The organism is Paucibacter aquatile, from assembly GCF_002885975.1.
Classification (GTDB): domain Bacteria; phylum Pseudomonadota; class Gammaproteobacteria; order Burkholderiales; family Burkholderiaceae_C; genus Paucibacter_A; species Paucibacter_A aquatilis.
Genome location: NZ_POSP01000003.1, coordinates 938489 through 956030, shown reverse-complemented (window position 1 = coordinate 956030; position 17542 = coordinate 938489). Strand labels below are relative to the sequence as shown.

The window sequence follows — 17542 nt, the reverse complement described above, 5'->3', positions numbered from 1 at the left end:
GTTGATTCGGGACAATCCTGTTGCGGATCAATCACTTGTAGAGACGTGGAGCGGGCGAAGGGAATCGAACCCTCGTCTTAAGCTTGGGAAGCTTCAGCTCTGCCATTGAGCTACGCCCGCGGTGCGTATCTGGAAGTGCGGGGGAAGTATAGCGAGACCCTGGCTCGCGCCCTGGGGTCAGTCCTTGCCCTGGCTCTCTGCCGGTGAAGTTGCGGCCAGTGCCTCGGCCAGGCCCTGTGCCTCGGGCCCGAAGGCGTAGGCATCCATGCCCAGGCTGCCGTAGGTCAATGCGCTGTGGATGCGCTGCGGTGCATGCGTGCGCCCGGCGGCGCCGGCGGCGACAAACCAAGGCAGCAGGTGTTCGTCGGAGGGGTGCATGTCCACGGCGTGCGGGGCTTGCTGGCGGTAGTCCAGCAGGGCCGGCCAGTCGCGTGCCAGGCTGCGGGCTTCCCACCACTCTCGGAATGCAGCGGAGGCCGGCAGCTCGGGCGCATCGATAGGCGGCATCTGCCCGCCGGCAAACACCAGACCGAGGTTGTGGGTCAGGCTGCCGCTGCCAATCACCAGCACGCCCTGGGTTTCGCTCAAGGACTGAAGCGCCTCGCCCAATGCAAACTGCTGGCCGGGGCTTTGCGAAGGCACAAAGGCCAGGGGCAGCACGGGGATGTCGGCGCCCGGGTACATCGCGCGCAAGGGGACCCAGATGCCATGGTCGAGGCCACCCTGTGGCAGTGAATGCACGGTGATGCCAGCTTGAGCGGCCAGGGCTTGCACTTCAAGCGCCAGCGCGGGGGCGCCGGGTGCGTCGTAGCGCAGGCTGCGCAGCCGCGGGTCGAAGCCGCCAAAGTCGTAGATGGCCTCATGGCGCGGTCCGGCCAGTAAGACCGGCTGCCGCGCCGCCGTGTGGGCCGAGATGATGAGGATGGCTTTGGGGCGGCCGTGCCGCGCTTCCAGGCTGCGCCCCAGCTGTTGCCAGAAGGGGCCGGTCTCGTGGGCCTCCAGCGCGGTCATGGGTGAGCCATGCGAGAGGAAAAGGCTGGGGAAGCGGCGGATCAGGGCGGCGGTGTTCATGGCTTGATTGGACGCCCGCTCAGGTTTTTCTGGGGCGCATGGGGCTGAACACAGCATTCAGCCGGCTTGCATGTTCGTTCGCCCGGCCGATATGTCCTGACGAACAGCAGCGCTTGCGGGGACTCGCTACAGTCCGAGCCATGAATTCAAGCTCTGCCGTGTCCGCCGTGCCGCCCATGCCCTCGCTCCAGCCCGCCCGCCCTCCCCATGTGCTGCGCATGGCCTGGCGCCAGCTCTGGCGCGATTGGCGGGCCGGCGAGCTCCGTTTGCTGATGCTGGCGGTGGCGTTGGCGGTGGCGGCCTTGTGTGCGGTGAGCTTTCTGTCCGACCGTCTCGAGCAGGGCTTGCGCCGCGATGCCGCGCAGTTGATTGGCGGCGATGCCGTGTTGCTGGCCGACCAGCCGGTGCCGCAGGCCTTGCAAGACTTGGCCCAGGAACTGGGTTTGACCGCCACCCTGAGTGCCAATTTCCCCAGCATGGCGCGCGCCAGCGAGGCCCAGGGCGGGCGCAATCGCCTGGTGGCGGTGAAGTCGGTCGGGGCTGCGTATCCCCTGCGCGGTCAGCTGCTGTTGGCCGATGGCCGGCGGGTGGGGGCGCCCAAGCCTGGTGAGGTCTGGGTGGATGCGGCCGTGCTGGATTCGCTGCAAATCCGCCTCGGTGACAGCCTTTTGCTTGGCGATGCCTCGCTCAAGGTCGGCGGCGTCATCGTCACCGAGCCCGACCGTGGCGCCGGCTTCTTGAATTTTGCGCCTCGCCTGATGCTGGCGGAGGCCGATCTGGCCGCCACTGCCCTGATCCAACCCGGCAGCCGGGTGACCTACCGCCTGGCTGTGGCCGCACTGGCCCGCGGCGAGCAGCCCGCGCCGCGAGCCCAGGCGGTGAACCAGTTCGTGGAGCGGGCCAAGGCTTTGATTGCGTCGTCCGCCTGGCGCGGGGTGCGGCTGGACTCGCTGGACAGCGGCCGACCCGAGATGCGCCAGACCCTGGACCGGGCGACCAAGTTCCTCAAGCTGGTGGCCATGCTCTCGGCCCTGCTGGCCGCGGTGGCGGTGGCACTGGCTGCGCGTGACTTTGCGGGCCGCCATCTGGACGATTGCGCCATGCTGCGGGTGCTGGGCCAGGCCCAGCGCCGCATCGCCTGGGCCTACAGCATTGAGTTCGCCCTGGCGGGCCTGACGGCCAGCCTGATCGGTGTGCTGCTGGGCCTGGGCTTGCATTTCGCCTTCGTGGGCTTGCTCTCGGGCCTGTTCGAAGTCAGCCTGCCGGCGCCGTCCTTCTGGCCCGCGACCTTGGGCCTGGGTCTGGGCCTGAGCCTGTTGATGGGCTTTGGCCTGCCGCCCGTGCTGCAGCTGGCGGCCGTGCCGGCGCTGCGCGTCATCCGGCGCGATCTGGGTGGGCTCAAGGCTGGTTCCACCCTGGTGCTGGTGGCCGGTGTGTTGGGTTTTGCCGGCATCTTGATGGTGCTGGCCGGTGAGCTCAGCCTGGGATTGATTGCGGCCGGTGGCTTTGCGCTGGCGCTGGGTTTGTTCGCCGGCATGGCCTGGTTGGCGGTGCGTGTGCTCAAGCGCTGGGTGCCCTTGAGCGGGCAGGGCGCCGCCAGCGCTGCCGTGCCGCGCTGGTTGCTGTTGGCCACGCGCCAGGTCGCGGCGCGCCCGGGCTTTGCCGTCGTGCAGGTTTCGTCCTTGGCGGTGGGCTTGTTGGCGCTGGCCCTGCTGGTGTTGCTGCGCACGGATTTGATCGACAGCTGGCTCAAGGCGACGCCGGCCAATGCCCCTGACCGCTTTGTGATCAACCTCCAGGGGGATCAGGTGCCGGCCTTCCGCACCCAGATCGAAGGCGCGGGGGTGAAAACCTACGACCTCTTCCCCATGATCCGTGGCCGCCTGCTCAGCATCAACGATCAGACCGTCAAGCCTGCCATGTACAAGGACGAGCGGGCGCAGCGCCTGGTGGAGCGCGAGTTCAACCTCAGCCACAGCGCCGAGCTGATGTCGCACAACAGCGTGGTTCAAGGTCAATGGGTGGTGGACGAGGCCGATGGTCTGAGCGTGGAGCAGGGCCTGGCCGAAACCCTGGGGCTCAAGCTCGGTGATCGCCTGCGTTTTGATGTTGCTGGCCTGCCGGTGGAGGGGCGCATCACCTCCATGCGCAAGGTCGATTGGTCCTCCATGCGGGTGAACTTTTTTGTGCTGTTTCCTCGCAAGACCATGGCCGATCTGCCCGCCAGCTGGGTGTCTGCCTTCCATGCGCCGGCCGAATCGAGCCTGGATCGCGAGCTCAGCCGTGCCATGCCCAATCTGACCGTGGTCGATGTGTCGGCCCAGCTCAAGCAGGTGCAGTCGGTGCTGAACCAAGTGATCCAGGCGGTGCAGCTCTTGTTCGGCTTCACGCTGGCCACCGGCCTGGTCGTGCTGCTGGCCTCGGTGGGCAGCACGCGCGAGGCCCGCACCCGCGAATTCGCCTTGATGCGGGCGCTGGGTGCCAGCTCCCAGTTGCTGGCCCGGGTGCAGCGCGCCGAATTGCTGGGGGTGGGCGCTCTGGCCGGCTTCTTGGCCGGCGCGGTGGCCGTTTTGCTGGGCGCCTTGCTGGCGCGTTTTGTCTTCGGTTTTGCCTGGAGTTTGAACTTCTGGGTGCCGTTGTTCAGCATGCTGGCCGGTGCCGTGCTGGCCCAGTTGGCGGGATGGTGGAGCCTGCGCGGCGTGCTGCGCCGGCCGGTGATGCAGACCTTGCGCGAGGCCGACACACAGTAGCTGCGAACGCAGGGCAGGGCGGGGCAACCGCTTCCAGGGGCTTCCTCGTTTATGCCGGGCCGGAAATGACTGCGGGCCGCTTGATGCGGCCCGCTTTGATGATTCTGATGTTGGTGCTGCCGCTGCGCTGGCTCAGCCAGCGGCAGGCACTCAGAAGGACTGCCAGTCGTCGTCGTTGTCCGCCGGCTTGGCTGCAGGAGCCGGCGCGGGCGTGCTGCTGCTTGCCGAAGGTGTTGGCCGCGCGGCAGGTTTGGCCGCAGGGGCTTTGGCAGCAGCAGGCTTGCTGGTGAAGTGTGCGCTGCCATTGTGGCTGCTGCCGCTGCTGCTGGCGCTACCGGCCGGCTTGCTGGCCGGGCGTGGGGCGCTGGCGGCGCTGCGCGCATGGCCCTCATCGCTGCCCAGACGGAACACCGAAACCACCTCGGTCAGGCGATGGGCTTGATCCTTCAGGCTTTCCGCGGCGGCTGCGGATTCTTCCACCAGGGCTGCGTTCTGCTGCGTCATCTGATCGAGCTGCACCACGGCGCCATTGACCTGGCCGATGCCATCGCTTTGCTCGCTCGCGGCCGCGGTGATCTCGCCGATGATGTCTGTCACGCGTTGCACGCTGGAGACGATGTCGTTCATCGAGGCGCCGGCCGCTTCCACCAGCTTGGAGCCCACTTCGACTCGGTCGACGCTGGCGCCGATCAGGCCCTTGATTTCCTTGGCGGCTTCGGCCGAGCGCTGAGCCAGGCTGCGCACTTCGCTGGCCACCACGGCGAAGCCGCGGCCTTGTTCGCCGGCTCGCGCTGCTTCCACGGCCGCGTTCAAGGCCAGGATATTGGTCTGGAAGGCGATGCCATCGATCACGCCGATGATGTCGCTGATCTTCTTGGAGCTGTTGTTGATCTCGTCCATGGTGGTGACCACCTGGCTGACGACCTCACCGCCCTTGGCCGCGGCCGAGGAGGCCGAGGAGGCCAGCTGATTGGCGGTCTGCGCGGCATCGGCCGTCTGGCGCACGGTGCCGGTCAGTTGCTCCATCGACGAGGCCGCCTGTTGCAGATTGGAGGCGGTTTGCTCGGTGCGCTGCGACAGGTCTTGGGCGCCCAGGGCGATCTCGCTGGAGGCCGTGGAGATGGAATTGCTGGCGGAGCGCACATCGAGCAGGATGCGCTGAATCTTCTCGGCAAACATATTGAAGGAGCCGGCAATGCGCGAGATCTCGTCGCGGCCGGCCTCGGGCAGGCGCTGCGTCAGATCGCCGCCACCGGCACTGATTTCGTCGAGCGCGGCGCGCACACGGTCCAGGCCACTGAGCATGGTGGAGATCACCGTGGTCATCAGCGCGCCTGCCAGCACCATCACCACGACCAACACGATGGCCGCGGTGCGCAGCAGCGAGCTCAGCGAGGCCAGCGCTTCGCTGCGATCGGCTGCCACCACCAGCACCCAGTCGGTGTTGGGAATGGCCACGCCGCGCAGCAGGAAGTCCTGGTTGCCGATGGTGGCATCGACCCAGGGTGCTCCAGCTTCCTGCACCTGTTTCAGGGCCTTGGCGTCCAACTGCGGGGAGAGCTCGCTGACCGGCTTCAGGGCCAGTTCGGCATTCGGGTGGGCGACCAAGGTTCCCTTGCTGGACATCAGAAACGCAAAACCATTCGGCGTCGGCTTGATGGCCTTGACCGTGGCCGAGACCTCGTTCAGGAACACATCGGTGGCCGCCACAGCCTTGGTGCTGCCGCCTTCTTTGACGGCCACGGCGAAGGTCACCACCAGCAGCTTGCGCGCGGCGTCCATATAGGGCTCGGTGATCACCGGCCCGCTGGCGTTGGAGGCCAGGGTGTACCAGGGTCGGCCGGTTGGGTCATAGCCGGGCGGCAGTTCCTGGGGGGTGTTGAACAGCATGCGCTTGTCGGCATGGCCGATATAGCTTGCCTCCAAGCGGCCTGACTTGGCCGCCTGCACCAAATAGGGCTTGGGGTCGGCCTCGGCCGCGGCCGGCACCATGGAGGTGACGATGTCGCGCTGCATGGTCACCCATTGGTTGATGGCCGCCGCGCGGCCCGCCGCCAAGGCATCCAGGCTGGCCAGCTCGGTGGTGTAGGTGTGACCGCGGACGATCACATAGTTGGCGATCGTGGCCAGGCTCAGGGTGAGCACCACCACCACAATGCTCAGCGCGGTCAAGCGTGTCTTGATGGAATCAAACATGAAGAAGAGTCCTTGCTGGAGATGCGGGGGAACGACGAAACGGATGCAGGCTCAGAAGCTTTCCCAGTCTCCTTCTTGAGCGGCTGGGGTCGAAGCACGTGGAGCGGGCGCGGGTGCCGAGCGGGCTGAGGGCGCAGGGGCCGGGGCAGGGGGGCTGGTGCTCTCGCCGCCGGTCGGCTTGCTTCTCGCTTTTGCCGTGGTGCTCGTCTTGTTCGCAGCACGATGCGAAGTTGAGGCTGCCGGTTTCGCCTTGGTAGTGCCCGTGGCATTGGCTGTGGAGCTTTGCGGTGCAGGTCGACGGCTCGGCGCTGTGCTCGCTACATGGTGGCCTTGTGCCAGGCGGAACACCGACACGGCTTCGATCAGGCGCTGGGCCTGATCGCGCAGGCTTTCGGCCGCGGCGGCGGACTCCTCCACCAGGGCGGCGTTCTGCTGTGTCATCTGGTCCAGTTGCACCACCGATTGGTTGACCTGGCCGATGCCCTCGCTTTGCTCGCTGGCGGCCGCGGTGATCTCACCAATGATGTCCTGCACGCGCTGCACGCTGGAGACGATGTCGGTCATCGAGCTGCCGGCCTCGTTGACCAGGCGAGATCCCACTTCAACCCGCTCGACGCTGGCGCCAATCAGGGTCTTGATCTCCTTGGCTGCTTCGGCGCTGCGCTGGGCCAAGCTGCGCACCTCGCTGGCCACCACAGCGAAGCCGCGACCTTGTTCGCCCGCGCGCGCCGCTTCCACGGCCGCGTTCAAGGCCAGGATATTGGTCTGGAAGGCAATGCCATCGATGACGCCGATGATGTCGTTGATCTTGCGCGAGCTGGTGTTGATCTCGTCCATGGTGGCCACCACCTGGCCCACCACCTGACCACCCTTGGCTGCGGCGCTGGCGGCCGAGGATACGAGCTGGTTGGCCGTCATGGCGGAGTCGGCGGTCTGCTTGACTGTGCCAGTCAGCTCGGCCATGGAGGAGGCGGCCAGTTGCAGGTTCGACGCCGTTTGTTCGGTGCGTTGGCTCAAATCCTGGTTGCCCGAGGCAATCTCGGCGCTGGCCGTGCCAATCGAGTCGGAGGACTGGCGCACGGTACCGATGGTCTCTGCCAAGCGCCCGCGCATGGCTTCGGTCTGCTGGATCAGCAGGCCGATTTCGTCATGGCGCTGGCTGCTCACCGAGGCCGACAAGTCTCCCTGGGCGATGGAGCTGATCGCCTCGGTCAAATCGCTCAGCGGCTTGCTGACCCAATTGCGCATCATCCAGAACAGGCCGAAGCCGAGGCCGGCCGTGGTCAGGGTCAGCATGATCCAGAAAGGCACCATGGTGGCCCAGTGCGAGGCCATGGACTCGCTCGGCGATACCTGGGCAATGATCCAGAAGCCGCCCTGCGGGTTGCGGCGCCCGACGGCGAAATAGCTTCCGCCCTTGCCATTGAGCACGTCAGGTGCGTCCTCAACGACGCCGTCCTTGGAGGCGATCAGGGCCGCCATGAACTTGTCGAACTCGGGGCTCACCTCGCTGGCCAGCTTGTTCTTGGCCGTGGGGTGGGAGACCAGGCGGGCATTCTTGCCGTCGGCATCGGCGGCCACGGCATAGGTACCCCCCGATTCGAAGAACTTGGCATCAGCCGCCATCTTGTCCATGGCCTTCTGGAAGCCCTCCATATCGAGGGCAATGGCCAGCAGACCGATGATCTTGCCTGCCTCGCTCTTGATCGGGTCGTAGTAGGCCATGTAAACCTTGCCCTCCAGCACCACCCGGCCGGCGAAGGGCTTACCCTGCATCAGCGTGGCATAGCCGGGGTGGCTTTTGCCCAGCGGCGCCGTGTTGCGCTCGCCGGCTGCGTTCTTCAACGAAGAGGTGATGCGGATGAAGTCATCACCCTTGAGGGCGAAGATCGACGCCGCACCGCCTGTGGTGCCGGCGAATTTGTCGACCTGGGTGGTGTTGCCGTTGAGCTTGGGGCCCCAGTCGCGCAGGTCGCCGGTGCTTTCGTCGAGCTGGAAGACCGGACCGAACTCCTGGCGGAAGGTGCCATAGCTTTGCTGCACCATGGTCTTGGCCACATCGTCCATGGCCGTCATCGAATCGACCAGGGATTGGGTCTTGTCGCCGACCCAGCTGGTCACCCGGTCATGGGCAACCTGGGTGAGGAGGATGCTGACAGCGCCGCTGACCGTCAGAAGTGATGCGGCCAGGGCGATCACGCCCACCAGAGAGACGCGCCGTGCGATCGAGGTCACACCTGATGCCATTTTGCTGCTCCAACGAAGTCTTCGAAGAGTGGTGCGCCGCTGCGTGATCCGGCAGCGGGTCATGGCATCCCGCTACCTGGGCCGGCGCGGGATAGGCTTACATGGCCAGGGAGTCCATCAAGCCCATGTCGGCGCTGCTCATCAGGCCTTCGATGTCCATCAAGATCAACATGCGCTCGCTGACGGTGCCGATGCCGGTGATGAAGCTGGTGTCGACCGAGGCCGAGCTCATTTCTGGCGCCGGGCGGATCGCATCTCGATTCAGTTCGAGCACATCGCTGACCGAGTCGACCACCGCGCCGACCACGCGGTTGCGCACATTGAGCACGATCACCACGGTGAAGCTGTTGTACTCGGCGCTGGGACAGCCCAGCTTCAAGCGCAGATCAACGATGGGCACGATGACGCCGCGCAGATTGACCACGCCCTTGATGAAGTCCGGCGCATTGGCAATGCGGGTGGGCGGTTCATAGGAGCGGATTTCCTGAACCTTCAGGATGTCGATGCCGTATTCCTCGGCACCCAAACGGAAGGTCAGGTATTCGCCACTGGCCGGGCCGTGCGCTTTCAGGGCCAGGTTGCCAGTGTCCTGGCGCAAGGCCGGCACGTTGTCTCGGGTGGTTTCCATGGCTTACCTCGTGTGGTGTGCGGGTTTGACAAATTGCTCGTGAATCGAGGAGGCGGTGATCAGAAAGATTCCCAATCGCCTTCGGCCTGTGCCGGCTGCGGGGCTGGTGCGCGGGCCGGGGCCGGCGCACGAACCGAGGCTGGAGCCGTGCTCGTGGCCGATGTTGCTGGGCGCGGGCTGGCTGCGGTCTTGCTCGATGCATGCGCTCCATGGTGGCTGGAGCTTGCCCCGCTCCTGGCCCCCAGGCTGCCGCCCGAACTGCTCGCAGCAGGTTTGTTTCCGGAAGATTTCACGCTGCCCAGCGATTTGCCGGCGCCGAAGCCGGTCGCCGAGCCGGGTTTGGCATCGGCATTGACCTTGAAGCGATCGACTGCTTCGGCCAGGCGTTCGGCCTGGTCCTTGAGGCTTTCCGCCGCCGCCGCCGACTCTTCGACCAGGGCCGCGTTCTGCTGGGTCATCTGGTCCAGCTGTACCACCGACTGATTGACTTGACCGATGCCGTCGCTCTGCTCGCTGGCCGCGGCCGAGATCTCGCCAATGATGTCGCTGACGCGCTGCACGCTGGTGACGATGTCGGTCATGGAACTGCCGGCTTCCTGCACCAGACGCGAGCCGGTTTCCACTCGCTCGACGCTGGCCCCGATCAGGGTCTTGATCTCGCGTGCAGCCTCGGCGCTGCGTTGTGCCAGGCTGCGCACTTCGCTGGCCACCACGGCAAAGCCGCGGCCCTGCTCACCGGCACGCGCTGCTTCCACGGCGGCGTTCAGGGCCAGGATGTTGGTCTGGAAGGCGATGCCATCGATCACGCCGATGATGTCGCTGATCTTCTTGGAGCTGGCGTTGATCTCGTCCATGGTGGCCACGACCTGGCCCACCACCTCGCCGCCCTTGGCCGCGGCGCCCGAGGCCGAGTTGGCCAACTGGTTGGCGGTGCGTGCTGAGTCGGCCGTCTGTTTGACCGTGCCGGTCAGCTGAACCATCGAAGACGCGGCCTGCTGCAGGTTGGAGGCGGTCTGCTCGGTGCGGCCGGACAGGTCCTGGTTGCCGGTGGCAATCTCGACCGAAGCGGTGCGAATGCTGTCCGCCGAGATGCGCAGATGGCCGACCAGGCTTTGCAGGGCCTGCTGCATGTTCTGCAGCGAGTTCATCAGGTGCGAGGCCTCATCCTGGCCCACGACCTCTTGCGCGCTCATGGTCAGGTCACCCTTGGCAATCGCATCGGCCAGTGCACCGGCTTCGGCCAGGGGCGTACAGATGCTCTGCATATTCAGCAGGGTCAGCGGTACCACGATCACCGAGCTGAGAATCAGCACGGCAATGAACACGGTGAACACCGTGCTCTGGGTGGACTCGCTGGCCTGCAGCGATTTCGCCGTGTCCTGCTCAAGAGACTGGCGCAGCTCGTTCAGCAGCTTCTCTGCTTCTTGGGCATGGTCCTTGGCTGCTTTCAGTGCGTTGTTCGCTTCAGCCGCGCTGGAGACGCTGCCGGTTTCAAGCTGGGCCAGAACCGGTTGAGCCTTGGCAACATAGTCCGTCATCAGAGGCATGATCTGACCCATGACGCGGTTGTTGGCGTCATCGTGGCCGACCATCAAGGCCTTGGTGTTTTCTTCCAGGGCCTTGCGAGCCTCGACCCACTTCTGGTGATAGCTTTTGACCTCATCGGGTTGGGCATGGGTGATGACCATGTCCTTCTCAAAGCGCCGCAGATTGCCCATGGCCTGGACCATCAGGGTCATGTGCTTGGCATCCACCACGGACTTGTCGGCCAGCTGCTTGCTTTGACCGCGCAACGAGTTCATACCGTACAGACCGACGCCGCCGACGATCACCAGCAGTGTCAAAACCATGGCGATGGCTCCGATCATGCGGGTGCGGATGCTGAACATGCGGAGCATGGCGCTCAGGTTCATCGATTACCTCTATCGTTCATTTCGAAAAAGCGCTCAGGCCCGGGCATTCAGTGCCGCGAGCGGCGTACCAGGCTGCCAACGTCCAGAATCAGCGCCACCCGTCCATCGCCCATGATGGTGGCGCCAGAGACGTCATTGACCTTGCGGTAATTGGCTTCCAGGTTCTTGACCACCACCTGCTGCTGGCCGAGCAACTCGTCCACCAGCAGGGCCACACGTCCGCCTTCAGCCTCAACCACCACCATGATGGAAGAGACATGTTCGAAGTCGAAGCGGGGCACGTTGAAGATGGTCTCCAGGCCGATCACCGGCATGTACTCGTCGCGCACTTCAACCACGCGGCCGGAGCCGGCCACCGTCTTGATGGTGTCGGCTTGCACCTGGAAGGACTCGACCACCGAGGACAGCGGCAGGATGTAGACCTCTTCGCCCACGCCCACGCTCATGCCGTCCATGATGGCCAGGGTCAGCGGCAGACGCACCGAGACCTTCATGCCGTAGCCTTCGGCGGAGTCGATCTCGACCGTGCCGCCCAGCGAGGTGATGTTCTTCTTCACCACGTCCATGCCCACACCGCGGCCGGAAACATCGGTGACCTGGTCGGCGGTGGAGAAGCCGGGTGCGAAGATCAGGCCCCAGACCTCGGCATCGGTCATGGTGTCAGGCGCGTCGATGCCTTTTTCGCGGGCCTTCTTGATCAGCTTCTCGCGGTTCAGGCCACGGCCGTCGTCGCGCACTTCGATGACGATGGAGCCGCCCTGATGCGAAGCGACCAGGGTGATGGTGCCTTGCTCGGGCTTGCCTTTGGCGATCCGGTCGGCCGGCTGTTCGATGCCGTGGTCGCAGCTGTTGCGCACCAGGTGGGTCAGCGGGTCGGTGATCTTTTCGACCAGGCTCTTGTCCAGCTCGGTGGCTTCACCCTGGGTGACCAGCTCGACCTTCTTGCCCAGCTTGGCGGCCAGATCGCGCAGCATGCGCGGGAAGCGGTTGAACACGACCGACATGGGAATCATGCGGATCGACATCACCGACTCTTGCAAGTCGCGGGTGTTGCGCTCCAGATCGGCCAGGCCCGAGGCCAGCTGCTGGTACAGGCCCGGCGCCAGGTCGCGGCTGTTCTGCGCCAGCATGGCTTGCGTGATCACCAGCTCGCCGACCAGGTTGATCAGCTGATCCACCTTTTCGATGGACACACGCAGGGTGGATTGCTCCATGCCTGCGGCAGCCGGGCGTGCCTCGGCCTTGACGGCAGGGGCCGCGGCCACCACCGGCTTGGCGACTTCGGCCTGCACTTTGAGTTCGGTGCTGGCTTCCGGTGCATCGGGCACGCCAGGGGCGTTGTCGAAGAAGCCGTAGCCGGGGTCGTTGTCCTTTTCCTCGGCCGCCGGAGCGCCAGGCGCGTCGGCGTGGAAGCCGAAGCCGGGGCCGAAGGGCGTCAGCTTGACCTGTTCACGGGCGACGTGGAAGGTGAAGAGATCCAGCAGGTCGTTGTCCGAGCTGCCGGTCAGGATCTTGAAGCGGCGGATGCCGTCCGCGGCCACCCCACCGTCCAGCGGCTCGATGGTGCCGAGGTCGGTGATTTCCTTGAACAGCTCGACCAGGTTGTCGGCCAGGCTCAAGTCGCTGAGCGGGCCGACTTGCAGCTCGAGCTCGCGCGCGGTCGGTTTGGCCGGCGCGGCGGCCTTGGGCGCGGGCGCTGGTGCGGCTTTGGGTGCTGGAGCGGGAGTGGCGGCCGGGGCGGGTGCGACCTGCTCACCTTCAACAAAGCTGCGGATGCTGGCCAGCAAATCGCTGGTGTCCACCGCGTCCGCGCCGGAGCCCTGGTGGCGACCGAGCTGAGCGCGCAAAGCGTCGCCCGACTGCAGCAGCACATCGACCATGGGCGAGGTGGCTTGCAGTTCGTGGCGACGCAGCTTGTCCAGCAGCGTTTCCATCTGGTGGGTCAGCTCCGCGACATCGCTGAAGCCGAAGGTGGCGGCGCCGCCCTTGATCGAGTGGGCGCAGCGGAAGATGGCGTTGAGCTCTTCGTCGTCGGCGGTTTCGACATTCAGGTTCAGCAGCAGCTGTTCCATGGTGTCGAGGTTCTCGGCCGCTTCCTCGAAGAAGACTTGATAAAACTGGCTCAGGTCAATGCCGGCGCTCAGGCTGGCGCCCTCGGAGGTCATATCTCCCATGCTTTACTCCAGTGTGGTGAGCGCATCAACGAATGACTTTGCCGATGACTTCGATCAGCTTGGCCGGATCAAAGGGCTTCACCAACCAGCCCGTGGCACCGGCGGCGCGGCCGGCTTGCTTCATCTGATCGCTGGACTCGGTGGTCAGGATCAGGATCGGCGTGGTCTTGAACTTCGGGTTGTCACGCAGCTTCTTGGTCAGGCTGATGCCATCCATGCGCGGCATGTTCTGGTCGGTCAGCACCAGGTCGAAGTCGCGCGTGCCGGACTTTTCCAGGGCGTCTTGTCCGTCCACAGCTTCCACCACATTGAAGCCTGCGTTCTTCAACGTGAAAGAGACCATCTGGCGCATCGAGGCCGAATCGTCCACAGCAAGAATTGAGTGCATTGTTGTTTCTCCGGGTATCAAGCTGGTTTCGGAAAATTTGTGAGCTTCTTTAGAACAATTCGATAGAACCGGCGTCCATCTCATCCTGTGTGACCGGATTCGGTCGCAGAGGTGCGATTTCGACCACCGTGGCCCCGTCTTCGTCATCGCCAAAGGTGTCGCGTGCCAGTTGGTCGGCGCAGTTGCGCAGACGTTGGCTGGTGTGGGCGATCAATTGGGTGGCCATGTCCTGGAACTGCAGGGCGGTGATGGCCCCGGCGATGTCCAGCATGACTTTCTGCAACACCGGTGCGTGGGCGTCGCCGCCCTCGCTGGCGCCGTTCAACAAACCATGCACATGGCTGGAGGCGCTGTAGAAGTGGGTGGACAAGGCCTCTCCGGCGTCGTCCAGCAGGCGTTGCAAACGCTCCAGGTCATTGGTGACCGTCATCAGGTGATCCTGGAGCTCGGCCGCAGCCAGCAGCGGCGTCATTCCCAGCTCGGGTGGGTCAGGCGTTTCATTCATCAGCATCTTTGCTCCACGCTTATGGACCTGTCGGAGCGCAAGACCTGACCCTGTGCGGGGATCAAGTCCGGGCTCGTCAGGGTGACCGGTTCTTGCAGGCATCTTCGGCATTTCCTGCGGAACTGTCGACAGGACAATGGACGCATAAGCGGCCTATTTGTGTGATTCGACCAGGTCTGGATGGGAAATATAAGGGTAAACCCTTGAGTGACGTGGCTTCTCTGCAGATTCGTTCGCATCACACAGGCCACACGGGCCGGGACGGTCATGCAATCCCGGCATACTCGCCCCCCATGACGATCTCTACCGCTGATCGCCGGCTGCGCGTGCTGCACATCGAGGACTCCGAGCTTGATCATCAATTGATCATGGCCCAGCTGCGCCGTGCCGGTCTGGATTTGGAATTGCACCGGGTGGACACCCTGGCCGAGGTGAGCCGCGCGCTCGAGGGCAACTGGGATGCCGTGATCTCCGACTACAACCTGCCGGGCTTTTCGGGCCTGCTGGTGCTGGACATGCTCAAGGAGAGCAAGCGCCTCCTGCCTTTCATCCTGGTCTCCGGCGAGATCGGTGAGGACACGGCCGTGGCGGCTATGCGCACGGGTGCTTCGGACTATCTGCTGAAGAAAGACCTGGCTCGCCTGGCGCCGGCGCTGCTCCACGCCATCGAGGCCTGCGAGTCCGAGCGCGCGCGCATCGAGGCCGATCGCGAGCTGCTCAAGTCCAAGCAGCGCCTGCACGAGTTGGCCGGCCATCTGCAAACCAGTGTGGAGATGGAGCGCGCGGCGATCGCGCGCGAGATCCATGATGATGTGGGCGGCTCGCTCACCGCCTTGAAGTTCGATCTGGCCTGGATCAACCGCCATGCGCAAGACCCGGCCGTGCAGCAGCGCGTGCAGTCGGCGCTGGAAACGGTGACCTCGGCCATCGAGGCCAGCCAGCGCATCATGCACAACCTGAGGCCGGCCATCCTGGAGCAGGGTCTGGTGGCCGCGGTGCAGTGGATGGCGGCGCGCTTCGAGCGCCGCACCGGCATCATCACGACCATGCGCACCAGCCATGAGCAGATGCAGCTGCCGGCGGGCGTGCCCCTGGTGGCCTATCGCACGGCACAGGAGGCGCTGACCAATGTCTCCAAGCATGCGCAGGCGACGCGGGTGCATATCGAGCTGAGCGTGGACTCGGGCGTGCTAACGCTGGAGCTCAGCGACAATGGCGTGGGCATTGCAGCCGGCGCCTTGGCCAAGGCGCGCAGCTTTGGAATTCGCGGCCTGCATGAGCGGGCTGCCACGGTAGGAGGATGGGTGGACTTGAGCAGCAACAGCAAGGGCACGAGCCTGATTCTTTCGGTGCCTCTGGAGGCCGACAGCCTGGACCGTTTCGGCGGTGAAGACCATCCCGCCGTCACCCACGACCCTTCGGCCTGGGGTGGCGCATGATCAAGGTCATTCTTTGTGACGACCACGCGCTGATCCGCCGCGGTATCCGCGACACCTTGTCCGATGTGCCCGACATCGAGGTCATCGGCGAGGCCGGCGACTACGGCGAGCTGCGCAGCCTGCTGCGCGATCTCGGCCCCAGCGCGGCGGTCGATGTGCTGGTGCTGGACATCAATATGCCGGGCCGCAGCGGCCTCGATGTGCTGCATGTGATGAAGGACGAGGGCACCTCGATCCGCACCTTGATCGTCTCCATGTACCCCGAGGACCAGTACGCCATCCGCGCCTTGCGCGCTGGGGCCTACGGCTACGTCAACAAGGGCGGTGACCCGCAGGTGCTGGTGCAGGCGGTGCGCACCGTGGCGCAGGGCCGCAAGTACGTGACGCCCGAGATCGCGCAAATGCTGGTCGAGAGCCTGACCGCGCCGGTCAATGAACAGGCGCACCAGAAGCTCTCCGACCGCGAGCTGCAAACCCTGGTGATGATCGCCTCCGGCAAGCGCCTCTCGGACATCGCCGAGGAGCTGATGCTCAGCCCCAAGACCGTCAGCGTCTACCGCGCCCGTGTGCTGGAGAAGCTGGGCCTGGCTAACAACTCCGAGCTGACGGTCTACGCCATCCGCAACGGCCTGGTCGCCAGCTGAAGAGGGCTCCGGCCGCTGCAGCAGCGGCCCAGGCCGTGGACGGCTCATTAACGACGCTCTCGCGCCCTTGTTTTTGCGATAGACCGGCTGCGGTCGATGGTAAAAAATGCCTTTGCGCTGGCTGCGCTGTGCGGCCGGCTGAGCATGGGCAGATCGATGAGCGTAGCGGCCAGTAGCAGCAGCGACCAGCAGAGCGCCACCGCCAAAGCGGTGGAGGCCGAGGCCCCGACCGGCAGCAGCAAGCCAGCGCCTGCCAGCCCCACCGAAGTGCGTTCTGGGGAGCTCCAGCATTCGCTGGTTCGCCGCCTGACCCGGCTGAATCTTCAGGTGCTGTCCAGCGCCATGGTGCTCAGTTTCGGGCTGATCGCCGCCATCCTCTGGTTGGGCGCGCGCGAGCGCCAGGCCCAGGCCGCTGAGCTCAGCGCGCAACTCTTGGCCAACAGTCTTGCGCCCATGCTGGTGTTCGAGGATCAGGCCGCAGCCAGTGCCGAACTGGCCGCCTTCGTGCGGCGGGGCGAGGTGCTGGAAGTGCGCGCCTTCAATGCCGCGCTCAAGGTGTTTGTGCAGTGGCAGGCGGCTTCTTCGGCGCCGCCGGTGCCTGGAGCCTCGATGGCGGCAGCGGCGGCGGCCTTGCCGGCGGGCATGGATCATGGCCAGGGCCTGCGTTTCATGCGCGCGGCCGAGGTGGAGGTCTGGGTGCCGATTCGGCTCAAGGGTGAGCTGGTGGGCAGCCTGGTGCTGCGTGAGAGTTTGCAGAATCTGCAGATGTTGCTGCTCAAGCTGATCAGTGCGGCGGCGCTCTTGATCGCCGTGGCCATCGCCATCGCCTGGCGTGTCCTGCGTCGGGTGCAGCAGCGCGCCCTGGCCCCCATTGTGGAGCTGTCGCGGCTGGCCGAGCAGGTCTCGGTGGATCAGGATTTCACACGCCGGGCCACCGTGCATTGGCCCGATGAAGTGGGGCGTTTGAGCGAGCGCTTCAACCAGATGCTGCAGCGTGTGGAGACCACGCAGGCCGAGCTCAATCTGCGCTTGCGCCAAGAGCAGGAAGCCGGGCAGCAGTTCGAGCAACTGGCTCATCGCGACGCCCTAACCCAGCTGCCCAACCGCTTGTATTTCCAGTCGGCGCTGGAGCGCCACATGGCCGCCAGCTGCCAGAACGTCGAGCTGATGGCCTTGATGTTCATTGATCTCGACAACTTCAAGTCCGTCAATGACAAGCATGGCCATGAGGCCGGTGACGAAGTGCTTCGCGAAGTGGCGCGGCGCATGAGTCGGGTCTTGCGCGGCAACGATGTGCTGTGCCGTTTGGGCGGCGATGAGTTCGGTCTGATCCTGCCGACCTTGCCCAATGACACAGCCGCCGAGCAACTCGCCGTGCGCCTGATTGCGGCGGTTCGTGAGCCCTTGTATGTGGGTGAGCACCTGATGCCGATTGGCGCCACGGTCGGCCTGGCTTTTTGTCCGACCGACGAAGTCGATGCAGCCCATCTGTTGGTGGCCGCCGATGTGGCCATGTATGCCGCCAAGCGTGCCGGCAAGAACACGTTCAGGCGGGCAAGTCATGCGGGCAGCTGAGGTACATGTTCG

Annotated in this window: 12 protein-coding genes and 1 tRNA gene; 4 read left to right on the top strand and 9 right to left on the bottom strand. The window is 65.1% G+C overall.

All coding sequences use genetic code 11. The annotated features are described in order from the left end of the window. Nucleotides 1-46: 46 nt before the first annotated feature. Together C1O66_RS07400 and C1O66_RS07395 are read right to left on the bottom strand one after the other, a co-directional pair. A tRNA-Gly gene (locus C1O66_RS07400) sits at nt 47-120 on the bottom strand. Between the two features lie 57 nt (nt 121-177). After that, the gene (locus tag C1O66_RS07395; RefSeq protein WP_207795915.1) at nt 178-1071 is read right to left on the bottom strand and encodes a dioxygenase family protein; all 894 of its coding nucleotides are present in this window, start codon (nt 1069-1071) and stop codon (nt 178-180) included. 176 nt (nt 1072-1247) lie between these two features. Between C1O66_RS07395 and C1O66_RS07390 the strand changes: the two genes are divergently transcribed. After that, nucleotides 1248-3821 (top strand): ABC transporter permease, encoded by a 2574-nt coding sequence (locus tag C1O66_RS07390; protein WP_165794696.1) that lies wholly within the window; start codon nt 1248-1250, stop codon nt 3819-3821. A gap of 150 nt (nt 3822-3971) precedes the next feature. Here the strand turns inward: C1O66_RS07390 and C1O66_RS24590 are convergent, their stop codons facing one another. From C1O66_RS24590 to C1O66_RS07355, 7 genes are all read right to left on the bottom strand, one after another. Beyond that, nucleotides 3972-6017: a methyl-accepting chemotaxis protein gene (locus C1O66_RS24590; protein ID WP_102767289.1), complete on the bottom strand. Its 2046-nt coding sequence runs from the start codon at nt 6015-6017 to the stop codon at nt 3972-3974. Between the two features lie 51 nt (nt 6018-6068). Next, entirely contained in the window at nt 6069-8264 is a 2196-nt protein-coding gene (locus C1O66_RS07380) for a methyl-accepting chemotaxis protein (protein ID WP_102767288.1), read from the bottom strand. A 97-nt stretch (nt 8265-8361) separates the two neighbouring features. Continuing rightward, nucleotides 8362-8892, bottom strand: a complete 531-nt coding sequence (locus tag C1O66_RS07375; protein ID WP_102767287.1) for a chemotaxis protein CheW — start codon at nt 8890-8892, stop codon at nt 8362-8364. Between the two features lie 59 nt (nt 8893-8951). Beyond that, nucleotides 8952-10805 carry a methyl-accepting chemotaxis protein gene (locus tag C1O66_RS24585; RefSeq protein ID WP_102767286.1) on the bottom strand — a complete coding sequence of 618 codons (1854 nt, stop codon included), beginning with the start codon at nt 10803-10805 and terminating at the stop codon, nt 8952-8954. 47 nt (nt 10806-10852) lie between these two features. Then, entirely contained in the window at nt 10853-12979 is a 2127-nt protein-coding gene (locus tag C1O66_RS07365; protein ID WP_102767285.1) for a chemotaxis protein CheA, read from the bottom strand. 25 nt (nt 12980-13004) lie between these two features. Further along, nucleotides 13005-13367 (bottom strand): response regulator, encoded by a 363-nt coding sequence (locus tag C1O66_RS07360; protein ID WP_102767284.1) that lies wholly within the window; start codon nt 13365-13367, stop codon nt 13005-13007. Nucleotides 13368-13416: 49 nt separating this feature from the next. Next, nucleotides 13417-13872 (bottom strand): hypothetical protein, encoded by a 456-nt coding sequence (locus C1O66_RS07355; RefSeq protein ID WP_333780326.1) that lies wholly within the window; start codon nt 13870-13872, stop codon nt 13417-13419. Nucleotides 13873-14165: 293 nt separating this feature from the next. Here C1O66_RS07355 and C1O66_RS07350 point away from each other — a divergent pair, with 293 nt between their 5' ends. From C1O66_RS07350 to C1O66_RS07340, 3 genes are all read left to right on the top strand, one after another. Continuing rightward, entirely contained in the window at nt 14166-15311 is a 1146-nt protein-coding gene (locus C1O66_RS07350; RefSeq protein WP_102767282.1) for a hybrid sensor histidine kinase/response regulator, read from the top strand. Beyond that, the gene (locus C1O66_RS07345; RefSeq protein ID WP_102767281.1) at nt 15308-15955 is read left to right on the top strand and encodes a response regulator; all 648 of its coding nucleotides are present in this window, start codon (nt 15308-15310) and stop codon (nt 15953-15955) included. Before C1O66_RS07350 ends, C1O66_RS07345 begins: the two co-directional genes overlap by 4 nt. Nucleotides 15956-16111: 156 nt before the next feature. Then, entirely contained in the window at nt 16112-17530 is a 1419-nt protein-coding gene (locus tag C1O66_RS07340) for a sensor domain-containing diguanylate cyclase (RefSeq protein ID WP_102769521.1), read from the top strand. Nucleotides 17531-17542: the final 12 nt, after the last annotated feature.